Annotated in this window: 12 protein-coding genes; 5 read left to right on the plus strand and 7 right to left on the minus strand. The window is 62.6% G+C overall.

Annotation, left to right across the window (positions count from 1 at the left end; genetic code table 11):
• Positions 1–13: 13 nt before the first annotated feature.
• The gene (gene ada, locus ACL0K2_RS17450; protein ID WP_413043131.1) at positions 14–1,051 is read right to left on the minus strand and encodes a bifunctional DNA-binding transcriptional regulator/O6-methylguanine-DNA methyltransferase Ada; all 1,038 of its coding nucleotides are present in this window, start codon (positions 1,049–1,051) and stop codon (positions 14–16) included.
• Between the two features lie 158 nt (positions 1,052–1,209).
• Here ada and ACL0K2_RS17455 point away from each other — a divergent pair, with 158 nt between their 5' ends.
• Both ACL0K2_RS17455 and bfr read left to right on the plus strand, forming a co-directional pair.
• Positions 1,210–2,100 (plus strand): PA4780 family RIO1-like protein kinase, encoded by an 891-nt coding sequence (locus tag ACL0K2_RS17455; protein WP_045160786.1) that lies wholly within the window; start codon positions 1,210–1,212, stop codon positions 2,098–2,100.
• Positions 2,101–2,332: 232 nt separating this feature from the next.
• Positions 2,333–2,797, plus strand: coding sequence for a bacterioferritin (bfr, locus tag ACL0K2_RS17460; protein WP_045160787.1), 465 nt, complete (start codon positions 2,333–2,335; stop codon positions 2,795–2,797).
• A 16-nt stretch (positions 2,798–2,813) separates the two neighbouring features.
• On the opposite strand, the gene cueR is transcribed toward bfr, so the two are convergent.
• On the minus strand, positions 2,814–3,212 hold the full coding sequence (cueR, locus tag ACL0K2_RS17465; protein WP_413043132.1) for a Cu(I)-responsive transcriptional regulator: 399 nt from the start codon (positions 3,210–3,212) through the stop codon (positions 2,814–2,816).
• Between the two features lie 107 nt (positions 3,213–3,319).
• Entirely contained in the window at positions 3,320–5,701 is a 2,382-nt protein-coding gene (locus ACL0K2_RS17470; RefSeq protein WP_413043133.1) for a heavy metal translocating P-type ATPase, read from the minus strand.
• 156 nt (positions 5,702–5,857) lie between these two features.
• Between ACL0K2_RS17470 and ACL0K2_RS17475 the strand changes: the two genes are divergently transcribed.
• On the plus strand, positions 5,858–6,049 hold the full coding sequence (locus tag ACL0K2_RS17475) for a heavy-metal-associated domain-containing protein (protein WP_045160790.1): 192 nt from the start codon (positions 5,858–5,860) through the stop codon (positions 6,047–6,049).
• Positions 6,050–6,089: 40 nt separating this feature from the next.
• Here the strand turns inward: ACL0K2_RS17475 and ACL0K2_RS17480 are convergent, their stop codons facing one another.
• The gene (locus ACL0K2_RS17480) at positions 6,090–6,719 is read right to left on the minus strand and encodes a TetR family transcriptional regulator (protein ID WP_045160791.1); all 630 of its coding nucleotides are present in this window, start codon (positions 6,717–6,719) and stop codon (positions 6,090–6,092) included.
• A 199-nt stretch (positions 6,720–6,918) separates the two neighbouring features.
• On the opposite strand from ACL0K2_RS17480, the gene ACL0K2_RS17485 reads away from it, so the two are divergent.
• A complete protein-coding gene (locus ACL0K2_RS17485) occupies positions 6,919–8,118 on the plus strand; it encodes a Bcr/CflA family multidrug efflux MFS transporter (RefSeq protein WP_045160792.1) in 1,200 nt (399 codons plus the stop codon).
• A gap of 19 nt (positions 8,119–8,137) precedes the next feature.
• Here ACL0K2_RS17485 and ACL0K2_RS17490 read toward each other — a convergent pair whose 3' ends face one another.
• On the minus strand, positions 8,138–9,151 hold the full coding sequence (locus tag ACL0K2_RS17490; protein WP_413043134.1) for a zinc-binding alcohol dehydrogenase family protein: 1,014 nt from the start codon (positions 9,149–9,151) through the stop codon (positions 8,138–8,140).
• A gap of 102 nt (positions 9,152–9,253) precedes the next feature.
• On the opposite strand from ACL0K2_RS17490, the gene ACL0K2_RS17495 reads away from it, so the two are divergent.
• Positions 9,254–10,171, plus strand: a complete 918-nt coding sequence (locus tag ACL0K2_RS17495) for a LysR family transcriptional regulator (protein ID WP_413043135.1) — start codon at positions 9,254–9,256, stop codon at positions 10,169–10,171.
• Positions 10,172–10,201: 30 nt separating this feature from the next.
• Here ACL0K2_RS17495 and ACL0K2_RS17500 read toward each other — a convergent pair whose 3' ends face one another.
• A complete protein-coding gene (locus tag ACL0K2_RS17500) occupies positions 10,202–11,152 on the minus strand; it encodes an adenosine deaminase (RefSeq protein WP_045160795.1) in 951 nt (316 codons plus the stop codon).
• 468 nt (positions 11,153–11,620) lie between these two features.
• Positions 11,621–12,211, minus strand: a complete 591-nt coding sequence (locus ACL0K2_RS17505; protein ID WP_045160796.1) for an IMPACT family protein — start codon at positions 12,209–12,211, stop codon at positions 11,621–11,623.
• Positions 12,212–12,476 lie beyond the last annotated feature (265 nt).

Genomic DNA, 12,476 nt, shown 5'->3' on the forward strand with positions numbered 1-12,476 from the left:
CGCCAAATTGCCTTCAGGCTCCCGAATCCTCGCGCTCCGATTCGAGTAGCGCGGCCTTGCGTTCGAGTCCCCAGCGATAGCCGGTCAGCGATTGATTGGCGCCGACGACTCGATGACAGGGCACCAACAGCCCGACCGGATTGCTGGCGCAGGCCCTGGCGACGGCCCGGGCGTGGCTGCCAAGATGTTCGGCCAGCTCGCCGTAGCGCCGAGTCTGGCCCCTGGGGATGTCTTGCAGCGCTTGCCAGACCCGTTGCTGAAACGCGCTGCCACGCAGGTCGAGTGGCAGTCGGGCGGCGCGCGAGGGCTCTTCCAGCTGGGCCAGGATCGAGCGTAGCCACTCACCCAGTCCTTCCTGATCCCGGAGCAACTCGGCCGCGGCAAAGCGCGACTGCAATTCGTTCAGCAGCGCCTGTTCGTCGTCGCCAAACAGCAGCGCACAGATTCCTTGGCCGCTGGCGGCGATCAGTAACAGCCCCAACGGACAGGCGCTGACGGCATAGCGCAGCGACTCGCCGGCGCCTTTGCGGCGACGCTGCGCCGGGCTCAATGCCGTGACGTTCTGATAGGCGCCGCGCGTACTGCCATAGCCTGCATCCAGGGCGGCGCCCAGCACCGAGTCGGCTGCGGGCAGGCGCGTCTCCAGCCGTTCGCGGCGTCGGGCGGCGGCCCAGGCGCGTGGCGTGAGGCCGGTGCGGGTTTTGAACGCACGAGCTAGGTGCGACGAGGACAGACCGATACGCGCGGCCAGTTGCTCCAGTGTCATCGGCTCGGGGCTTTCATCCAGCAAGCGACAGGCGGCGATGACCAGCGCGTCCAGTTGCTCGGCCGGGCTCTGCCCCTGCGGGGAGCAGCGCCTGCATGCGCGGTAACCGGCGGCTTCGGCATCCGTGGCCGTGCTGAAGAAGCTGACGCCGTCACGCCGCGGACGACGTGCCGGACAGCTGGGGCGGCAGAAGATTCGGGTCGAGCGAACGGCGAACACGAAGCGATCGTCGTAACCGGCGTCGCGTTCGCAGAGTGCTTGCCAGCAGCGGTCGAAATCGAGCATTGCGGTGCTCCCTGAGTGGTTGATTGCGATTGTCCGTCCAGCTCGCCCTGGATGCCAATCCACAACGCGCTTTTAAACTTGCTAGCGAGCATGGAAGCCCGCTGACGATTACCGTAACCTGCAGACCTGCATAGTCGAAAAGGGTCTGTAAGCTGCTGATGAAAACGCCAAAACGACTCGAGCCGCTGGTCGAGGATGGGCTGATCGACGAAGTGCTGCGGCCGCTGATGAGCGGCAAGGAAGCAGCGGTCTATGTGGTGCGCTGCGGTGATGAGCTGCGTTGCGCGAAGGTATACAAGGAAGCCAATAACCGCAGTTTCCGTCAGGCCGTGAAGTATCAGGAAGGCCGCAAGGTCCGTAGCAGCCGAGATGCCAGGGCCATGGCCAAGGGCTCCAAGCACGGGCGTAAGGAAAAGGAAGAGAACTGGCAGAACGCCGAAGTGGCCGCCTTGTTCCGACTGGCGGACGCCGGTGTCCGCGTCCCCAAGCCTTACGACTTCCTCGACGGCGTGCTGCTGATGGAGATGATTTCAGGCGAGGACGGCGATGCCGCACCTCGTCTCAATGACGTCGACTTGCATCCTGACGATGCGCGCGAATTTCACGCGTTCATGATTGGCGAAGTGGTGAAGATGCTCTGTGCCGGTCTGGTGCACGGCGATCTGTCCGAATTCAATGTGCTGCTCGACGAACACGGTCCGGTCATCATCGACCTGCCGCAGGCGGTGGACGCGGCAGGCAACAACCATGCGTTCGAAATGCTTGAACGGGATGTTGGCAACATGTCGGCCTACTTCGGGCAGTTTGCGCCGGAGCTAAAATTCACCCGTTACGCCAAGGAGATGTGGGCGCTCTACGAAGACGGCAAGCTGACACCGGATTCCGAGCTGACCGGGGAATTCGCCGAGCCGGAAGACGCGGCGGATCTGGATGCCGTGATGCGGGAGATCAAGGCGACCCTGGCCGATCAGGCGCGCAAGGAAGCCCTGCGCAACGCAACGGACGAACCCAGCGACGAGCCGCCCACGCCGCCCTGGATGCGTAACTGACCCTGAACCCCGAAAGGGCTCGCTCGTTGTCGTGCCACGCTTGCGTATGGGACGGGCTGCTGCACGGGTAGGCTGTTTCGCTCGGCGAAATTTCGCGTTTCCGCTCTGGTCCGGGAGTTCGCCTATGCTCAAGTGAACGGCCACTGATCCGTCTGCGGCAATGCACAGCAGCTCGCCGGCCGCCGATGGGCGTATCATGGCCGGCGTTCCAATTTCGAGCGGGAGAGTCGTGATGCAAGGTAAGCCACAGGTCGTTGAATACCTGAAAGAACTGTTGCGTGGAGAGCTGGCCGCGCGCGATCAGTATTTCCTGCATTCTCGGATGTATGCCGACTGGGGCTTCAGCAAACTCTACGAGCGCATCAACCACGAGATGGAAGAAGAAACCCAGCACGCCGATGCGCTGCTCAAACGCATCCTGTTCCTCGAAGGAACGCCTGATATGACGCCGGAGACGATGCATCCAGGCCACACTGTGCCGGAGATGCTACGCGCCGATCTGGCATTGGAGTACAAAGTGCGCGAAGCGCTGGCCAAGGGCATCGAGCTGGCTGAACAGCACGGCGACTACCCTACGCGCGACATCCTCGCGGCGCAGCTGATGGATACCGAAGAAGATCATGCCTACTGGCTTGAGCAGCAGCTCGGGCTGATCGATCGGATCGGCCTGCAGAACTATTTGCAGTCGCAGGCTTAGAACGGCCGCTCACCGTTCAGCAGCATCCTCCCGATTCCAGATCCTCGAGGATCGGACAATCCGGGCGGTCGTCACCGTGGCAATGCTCGATCAGCTGTTGCAGCGTATCGCGCAGGCCCACCAGTTCGGCAATCTTCTGGTTCAGCGCGTCGATATGCGCGCCGGCCAAGGCCTTTACATCGGCACTGGCGCGCTGACGGTCCTGCCATAACGTCAACAGCTTGCCCACTTCCTCCAGGGAAAACCCAAGATCGCGCGAGCGCTTGATGAATGCGAGGCGGTGCAGGTCTTCATGACCGTAATAGCGATAGCCGTTGGCGCTCCGTCCCGCAGGACTGATCAGGTCGATGGATTCGTAATAGCGAATCATCTTCGCTGAGAGTCCGGTCTTCTTTGCGGCTTGGCCAATGTTCATGATGATATCCCCAGGCGTGTCAGGGTTGTGCTGGAAAGGCGTCGCTGCGCCGGAACGCATACTGCGGGCCTGCTGGTGAGCCAGTGGCCAAGCACAGCGTCATCGTTCTATTCTTCGGGCTTCCAACGCTTGAGCAGCAGCGCATTGCTGACCACGCTGACGCTGGACAACGCCATCGCAGCCCCGGCGACCACCGGGCTGAGAAAGCCCAAGGCCGCCAGCGGGATGCCCACCAGGTTGTAGATAAAGGCCCAGAAGAGGTTCTGCTGGATCTTGCGATAGGTGCGACGGCTGATCTCCAGCGCCGCCGGTACCAGCCGGGGATCACCGCGCATCAGGGTAATGCCCGCGGCGTGCATGGCCACATCGGTGCCGCCGCCCATAGCGATGCCCACATCGGCGGCTGCCAGTGCCGGCGCATCATTGATACCGTCACCAACCATGGCCACCACCGCGCCGCCTTGTTTCAGCTCGGAAACCGTAGCGGCTTTATCTGCCGGTAATACCTCGGCGTGCACACTGTCGATGTGCAATGCGTCGGCCACCACCCGCGCGCTGCCGCGGTTGTCCCCGGTGATCAGATGGCTGCGGATATGCCGCGCGTTGAGGCTGGCGATGGCCTCGGCTGCTCCCGCTTTGAGGCTGTCACCAAAGGCGAACAGACCGAGTATCTGCGGCTGCGGGGCCGTCTCGATCAGCCAGGACAGTGTACGTCCTTCGGCTTCCCAGGCCTCGGCCTGGGTAGCCAGCTCGCCTGGTTGCAGACCGCTGTCGTCCAGCAGCCGTCGGTTGCCCAACGCCAGTGATCGCCCGTCGAGCTTGCCAGCGATGCCACGACCGGTTAGCGACTGGCTCCTGTCCACGTCAGCGATGGTCAAACCCTGTTCCGCACAGCGGTCGAGCACCGCCTGTGCCAGCGGATGTTCGCTGCCGCGTTGCAGCGCACCCGCTTGTTGCAGCAGGGCGGCCTCGTTGCCATCTATTGCGTGCAGATGAACGATGCGCGGCTTGCCGGATGTCAGGGTGCCGGTCTTGTCGAAGGCCACGGCACTAACCGCATGTGCGACCTCTAATGCCTCGGCGTCCTTGATCAGAATGCCGTGGCGTGCCGCCACACCCGTGCCCGCCATGATCGCCGCCGGGGTGGCCAGGCCAAGGGCGCAGGGGCAGGCGATTACCAGGACGGCAACGGCATTGATCAGCGCGACCTCCGCCGGCGCGCCAGCGAGTATCCAGCCGATCAGCGTGAATAGGGCAATGACCAGCACCGCCGGGACGAACACCTGGCTGACCTTGTCCACCAGCTTCTGGATCGGCGCCTTTGCCGCCTGGGCATCCTCGACCAGGCGAATGATGCGCGCCAGCACCGTCTCGCCGCCTAATGCAGTGGTGCGGACCAGCAATCGGCCTTCGCCGTTGATCGCCCCGCCGGTAATGCGATCGCCGGGCACCTTGGCCACGGGCAGACTTTCGCCGCTGATCAGCGCCTCGTCGGCCTGGCTCTCGCCTTCTACCACCTCGCCATCGACAGGGAAGCGCTCCCCGGGCTTGACCAGCACCAGATCGTCCAGCCGCAGCGCGGCGATGGCGACGTCCTCCTCGCGGCCATCAACGACGCGCACCGCGCGATCCGGACGCAACGCTTCTAGAGCGCGGATGGCGGCGCTGGTCTGACGTTTGGCGCGGCTCTCCAGGTATTTGCCCAGCAAGACCAGGGCGATGACCACCGCCGAGGCCTCGAAATACAGGTGCGGCATCTGCCCGGCCGACGCCGCCCACCATTGATAGAGGCTCAGACCGTAGCCGGCGCTGGTGCCGATGGCGACCAGCAGATCCATGTTGCCGGCACCGGCGCGTACGGCCTTCCAGCCAGCGATATAAAAACGCGCACCGAGAATGAACTGCACCGGGGTGGCGAGCGCGAACTGCACCCAGGGTGGCAGCATCCAGTGCAGACCCAGCAGGTCGCCAAACATTGGAATTACCAGCGGTGCAGCCAGTGCCAAGGCAATGATTACGGCCCAGCGCTCTTGGCGTAGGCGGCTTTCGCTGCGGTCCGCACCGGGTGGGATATCGGCGCTCGCCTGTGCCTGATAGCCGGCCGCTTCGACGGCCTGGATCAGGACCGCGGCATCGACCGCGCCAAGTACCTCGACCCGTGCGCGTTCGTTCGCAAGGTTTACCGACGCACTGCGCACGCCTGGGACCTTAAGCAGGGCGCGTTCAACGCGGCCGACGCAGCTGGCGCAGGTCATGCCCTCGATGGTCAGTTCCAAGGTCTGCACCGGCACGCCATAGCCGGCCTTTTCCACCGCCTGCACCAGTCCGGCGAGATCGGCGTCCTTGGCTTCCACTCGCACCTGCTCGGCGGCGAGGTTCACTGCGGCGGTAGCAACGCCTGGCACTTTCAGTAGAGCGCGCTCGACCCGTCCGGCACAGCTGGCGCAGGTCATGCCTGCGATCGGCAAGGTGTAGGTTGCGCTGGTCATTTTTCGCTCCCGGGGGTGATCTGATGCATCGATGGTCAACCTTCACCTAATGGCAAGGTCAAGTCGAGGGTCGGGGTGTCGCAGGCAAGTGTTTGACCTTCCCGGTATGGCAAGGTTGAGCATGCTGATCTCGTCAATAAGCGAAAGGAGCATCCGATGCAGACGTTCAATGTGAGAGGCATGACCTGCGCACACTGCCAGCGCGCAGTGGCCCAGGCGATCCAGTCCCGTGATGCCGCTGCCAAGGTCGACGTCGATCTTGAGGCGGGCATCGTGCGAGTGGATGGAAAACTGGAGGAAGCCAGCATCCGTGAGGCAATCGAGGAAGAAGGCTATGAGGTTCAATGACGGACGGAGCGGGCGGCAGCAGGAGGCTGCCGCGTCTGTGTCAGTGAGCGGCGAAACTGTCCCAGTCCCTGACCAGGCCACGGAACACGGGGTCGATCAGGGCGGCGCAGTCCCTTTCCGGATCGAACAAGGTCGGGTCACGGGTCCAGTCGCTGAACAACCCGACGATCAGTGCATGCAGGGTACGAGCGGCCAGGCGTGGTGAGATGCCCGGGTACAGACTGTCGGCGGCGCGCTCGAGCAGCTTTTCACAAAGGTCGATGAACATATTGATGAACGCATGATGGCGCTCTTCGGCTTCGCGTAGCTCCTCGGTGAACTCGCAGCGGTGCAGCAGAATGGTCATTACGCGGCGCTTCTGTTCATCACGGCCCAGCGCGCTGATCCCTTCGATGCAGAGGTCGCGCAAGGTCCGCAAGGGCTGCTGCTGGGTGCAGCTGCAAAGTCGTTCGGTCATCTGCTCCGGCGGTAGCCGTACCTGATTGAGCATCTCGTGAAACAGGTGAGCCTTGTTTTGAAAGTGCCAATAGACGGCGCCGCGGGTCACCCCGGCATCACGGGCGATCTGATCGAGGCTGGTGTGCGCCACACCCTTGTCCAGAAACAACCGCTCGGCTGATGCGAGCAGAGCAATACGGGTCTTTTCGGCGTCTTCTTTGGTTCTTCGCATGTCTGAGCTACGGCAGCATCGGGCTGCGTTGGGGCCCTTGAAGGGCGGATGATGCGGAGTTGTCCTTCAGACTCTGCAACTTTGGCTGTTTACAATCGTCTTTGTATGTAACAGCATCTCACCATCTCTGTAAATGTTCGATATCAGCCACGACCCGGTCGTGCGCTGGCGAGACGCTTTTTCTTCCTGCGAGTTGCCAATGCCCCTTCCTATTCTGCTCATTCTGGGCGCGCTTAGCGCCTTTGGCCCGTTGGCCATCGATTTCTATCTGCCCGCATTCCCAGCGATGGCGCGGGCTTTCGCCACTGACGTGGAGCATGTTCAGCTGTCGCTGGCGGCGTACTTCATCGGCCTGGCCATTGGTCAGCTGATTTATGGACCTCTGGCGGATCGGTATGGCCGTCGCTGGCCACTGTTGGTTGGTGTCGCATTGTTCACCCTGGCCTCGCTCGCCTGTGCTTTCGCGCCCTCGTTGGACTGGCTGATAGCGGCCCGTTTCGTCCAGGCGCTGGGCGGCTGTGCGGGCATTGTGGTAACACGTGCCGTGGTGCGTGACAGCTGCGATCCGGTACAGAGCGCCAAGGTCTTTTCGCAGCTGATGCTGGTGATGGGGCTGGCGCCGATCCTTGCGCCGTTGGCAGGTGGGGTTTTGATGAATGCCTTTGGCTGGCAGGCGATCTTCGTTTCGCTGACGCTCTTCAGTGCACTCTGCGGTGTTGCGGTCGCGCTGCGGCTGCCGGAAACGCTGCCAGCCGATGCCCCGAAGCATCCGTTGCGCGGCACCTTCGGCCGTTATATCGCCCTGTTCGGCGACCGCGAGTTCATCGCTTTCGCGCTCGCCGGGGGCGTCGCGATGGCGGGTATGTTCGCCTATATCGCCGGTTCGCCGTTCGTCTTCATCGAACTGTACGGCGTTCCGGCTGAGCACTACGGCTGGCTGTTCGGCAGCAACGCCGCGGGTTTCATCCTCGTCTCACAGATCAACGCTCGGCTGTTGCGTCTGCGGGGGCCGGGCTTATGGCTGCGGCGTTTCGTCTGGTTCTACTTCGCTTGTGGGGTGGCACTGCTCGCCGTCGCATTGAGCAGACCGGATGTGCTCTGGCCGCTGCTGATTCCGTTATTCGCGGGCATGGCGAGCCTCGGCAGTATCCTGCCGAACGCCACGGCCTGCGCCATGGCGAAGCAGGGCCAGCAGGCCGGATTGGCGTCGGCGCTGATGGGTAGCCTGCAATTCTGCATCGCCGCCGTTTCGTCGGCTGCGGTCGGTTGGCTGCACAACGGCACGGCCGTACCGATGGCGCTGGTGATCACGGTGTGCGCACTACTGGCGGCGTGTCTGGCCTGGTACACAGGGCAAATCGCCGCTGCGTCGCGCAGTCAGGATGCCGCCTCGTCCTGAGGCGGCACTCGCTGAGTGGTCAGAATCCCTCGAGGACAATCTTCCCCTTGGCCTTGCCGCTTTCGATGAAGGCATGGGCGCGGCGCAGATTCTGTGCGTTGATCGTCCCGTAATGCTCGCCCAGAGTGGTTTTGAGCACGCCGCTGTCGATCAGCTCGGCGACGCGGTTGAGCAGTTCGTGTTGCGCGATCATGTCCGGCGTCTGGTACAGCGAACGGGTGTACATGAACTCCCAGTGCAGCGACAGGCTCTTGCGCTTGAGCAGGCTGATGTCGAGGCTCGCCGGATCGTCGATCAACGCCAGACGGCCCTGAGGCTGCAAGGCCTCGACGATTTGCGGCAGATGCAGGTCGGTGTGGGTCAGGCTGGCGACATGGGTGACGCCAGCGATGCCCAGGCGTTGCAGTTCGGCGGCGAGCGGCTGGCTGTGATCGATCACTTCTTGGGCGCCGAGCTCACGCACCCAGGCCTGGGTATCGCCGCGTGAGGCGCTGCCGATCACCTGGAGTCCGGTCAGCTGCCGTGCCAGTTGGGTGAGGATGGAGCCTACGCCACCGGCCGCGCCGACAATCAGCAGGCGCTGATCGCGATTTTCCTTCCCTTCGCTGATCTGCAGGCGTTCGAACAGCAATTCCCAGGCAGTGATCGAGGTCAGCGGCAGCGCCGCAGCGGCGGCGAAATCGAGACGGGCCGGCTTGCGGCCAACGATGCGTTCGTCCACCAGGTGCAGCTCGCTGTTCGCGCCGGGGCGGTCCAACGCGCCGGCGTAGAACACCTCGTCGCCGGGCTGGAACAGGCTGACATCGCTGCCAACCGCACGCACCACACCCGCCACGTCCCAGCCGAGTACCTGATGCTGGCCCTGGTCCGGCTGCACGCGCATACGGATTTTGGTATCGACCGGGTTCACCGAGATGGCGCGCACCTCGACCAGCAGGTCTCGGGGGCCGGGTGTCGGCTCGGGTAGGTCGATATCGAGCAGTGAGCGTGGGTCATCAATGGGCAGCGATTGCTGGTAGCCGATGGCTTTCATGGCAGTTCCTCAAGTTGGAAGGGGATACGTGCCATGTTCGGATTTCGCGCTGGGAAGAAAAACAGCATATTCCGCAGAGGCTCTTTCAACGGAATATTGAAAATGCTGCGCAGTAATGACTTGCAAGTGTTCGTATTGACCGCTGAGTTGGGGAGCCTTTCTGCTGCCGCTCGCCGGTTGGAATTGTCACCCGCCGTTGCAAGCGCGGCTCTCAAGCGGCTTGAGGCTGAGCTGGGTTGCCGTTTGCTGATGCGCTCGACTCGCAGCCTGAGGCTGACGGGCGAAGGCGAGCTGTATCTGCCTCATGCGCGCTCGGCCTTGCAGAGTCTGGTGGACGGTCAGCAACTGCTGGCCGGGGGAAAAGCGGTCATCAGCGGCACGCTGCAGTTATCGGCGCCGTCGGACTTCGGGCGCAATGTGCTTTTGCCCTGGATGGACGAATTCCAGTTGCGTCATCCGCTGCTGACGCTTCGATTGTTGTTGGCTGATCGCAATGCGGATCTGTTTCGACAGCCGGTCGATATCGCGCTGCGCTACGGCCAGCCGGAGGATTCCAGTCTAGTGGCGCTGCCCGTGGCGGCGGCTAATCGGCGAGTGCTCTGCGCCGCGCCGAGCTATCTCGCGAACCATGGATCGCCGCGCTCGCTGGCTGCACTCTCCGACCATAATTGCCTGCGCTTCATGCTGGCGGGGCGGGCGCATGAGCGCTGGTGCTTTTACGACGGTCGGCATGAGCTGGAGCAGGTCGTGAGCGGTGATCGAGTCAGTGACGACGCCGATGTGGTGCGACGCTGGGCGTTGGCGGGGCAGGGGCTGGTGTACAAGTCCTGGTTGGACGTTGCCCAGGATGTGCAGGCGGGGCGTTTGGTTGTGCTGTTGCCGGAATTGCTGGGCGAGCCGGCGCCGCTGAATCTGATCTGCGCCCACCGCGCGCATCTGGGCGAAATGGTGCGGTTGCTGCGTGAGCATCTGGTCGAACGGTGCCAGGTGCTGCTTGAGCACGCACCGTTCACCAGTTGATGCAGGTCGCGCCTGGCTACCCGCTGTTGACTACTTGGCCAGGCGGGCGTCCAGGCTGTTCTGCGCCAGGCGCCGCGCCTGGCTCTCGGTCATGCCCAGGCTATCGTGCAGGGCCATGAAATTCTCGGTGACGTAACCGCCGAAATAGGCCGGGTCGTCCGAATTCACCGTGACTTTCACGCCCTGTTCCAGGAGATTCAGGATGTTGTGCTGGCTCATGTCGTCGAACACGCAGAGCTTGGTGTTCGATAGCGGGCACACCGTGAGCGGAATCTGCTCGTCGATTAGCCGTGCAATCAGCTTCGGATCCTCGGCGGCACGCACGCCATGGTCGATGCGGCTGACCTTGAGCAGGTCCAGTGCCTGCCAGATATAGTCGGGTGGGCCTTCCTCGCCGGCGTGTGCAACCGCGAGAAAACCTTCGGCGCGCGCCTTGGCGAAGACCCGCTCGAATTTGCTGGGTGGATGCCCCATTTCCGAACTGTCGAGGCCGACCGCGAAGAAGGCATCGCGAAACGGCATCGCCTGTTCCAGCGTCTTGAAGGCCTCTTCCTCGGGCAGGTGACGCAGAAAACTCAGGATCAGACCGCTGCTGATGCCCAATATCTCGCGCCCATCGGCGAGGGCGCCGCTGATGCCGCTCATGGCGACTTCGAACGGAATGCCGCGATCGGTGTGCGTCTGCGGATCGAAGAAAGGCTCGGTGTGCACCACGTTCTGCTCTTCGCACTTCTGCAGGTAGGCCCAGGTCAGGTCGTAGAAATCCTGTTCGGTGCGCAACACGTCGGCGCCGGCATAGTAGAGGTCGAGGAACTCTTGCAGGTTGCCAAAGTTGTAAGCGCTGCGTAGCGCCTCGACGTCGTTCCAGGGGAGGGCGATCTTGTTGCGTTCGGCCAGGCGGAACAGCAGTTCAGGTTCCAGCGAGCCTTCCAGGTGAAGGTGCAATTCGGCTTTGGGCAAGGCATTGAGCCAGTCGTACATGGTCGGGTTCTCGTCATCTGGTTTGCGAGGCATTCTAGTCATGAGTGCCTGCAACCGATATGCCGGTGTGCGGCCTGCTTCGATAGTTGAGCAGGGCAAGATTGCCGGGGCATGGCGGCAAGATGAATAAGCGATGACATTGGCGGAATTTTGATCAGTATCGCCAAGCGCAGCAACCATCAGGGCTCGGCGGGTTACTACCAGGGTTATCCACAGAGTTCTCCACCTCTTTCGGGCATAACTATCGAACCGTTTTGCCATGATTGATAGCAAAACGATTGCGCGGTCGAAAAAGTCAAAAAAAGCTTGATATTCATGCGGTTGAGAGTTGCGGCTCAGGCGATAAGGCAGCTTTGTTCAATAAGTGAGCAAGTTTCCGTAAGCCGCGCCGTTTCGGTGATGCAGCCACTCATCAAAAGGTTATCCACAGCGCGCTCCACAAGAAATGTGGGCAATAAACGCGGCGTGTCAGCATTCAGCATCCGACAGACGGCTCCGTCCGCGGCTGATATCGGCGAGCAGTTGCTGCAGCCCATCGCGTTGTGCACTCGGTAGTGCGAGGACCAGCTCAGCGCCTTGGGCATCGAAGGTTTCGCTTTCGATCAGTGCCTCGTGATCGCCCAGGCGGGCTTTGAGCAGCGCCAGTTCAGCAAAGCGGCAATGGCAGCGGCAGCGAACCCTCACCACCAACGCCAATCGCTCGCCTGCTTGCAGGCATTTCGCCGCGGAGCCGCCATAGGCGCGTGCCAGCCCGCCGGTGCCGAGCTGAATCCCGCCGAACCAGCGCGTCACCACGACGACTACCTGATCGCAGCCCTGGCCTTCGATGGCCGTCAGCATGGGCCTGCCGGCCGTGCCGCCGGGTTCGCCATCGTCACTGAAACGGTACTGATTGCCGATTTTCCAGGCCCAGCAATTGTGCGTGGCGGTGCTGTCGCTGACTGTCTGGATGAACGCCTGCGCGTCCTCCGGTTGAGCGATCGGGGCAGCCCTGGCAAGGAAGCGACTCTTGCGAATCACTTCCTGGTAGTCGCAGGGCATGGCGAGGGTAAAAGGCATAGGCGCTAGGACAGCAGCAAAAGCGTGCATTGTAACGGGTCACCCGGCCCGGTGTGCCGCTCCCGATACCGCCCAGCCACTGACGTGAACTTCCGCGGATGATGCGACACACAACTGTATGCGTCTGACTGTCGGTTCGAGACCAGACGCGACGGATTTCGTGGCTCGGTAGCGTGCGTCAGGCCCATCCGCCCGGTCAAGTGGCCAACCTTCTATCAGCGGAGGCGGCCGCAGATGGTCGGCGTTGCGCATTCCTGCTAACGAA

The sequence above is a fragment of the Pseudomonas sp. YJ42 genome, assembly GCF_047225135.1.
GTDB classification, from domain to species: Bacteria; Pseudomonadota; Gammaproteobacteria; order Pseudomonadales; family Pseudomonadaceae; genus Stutzerimonas; species Stutzerimonas stutzeri_E.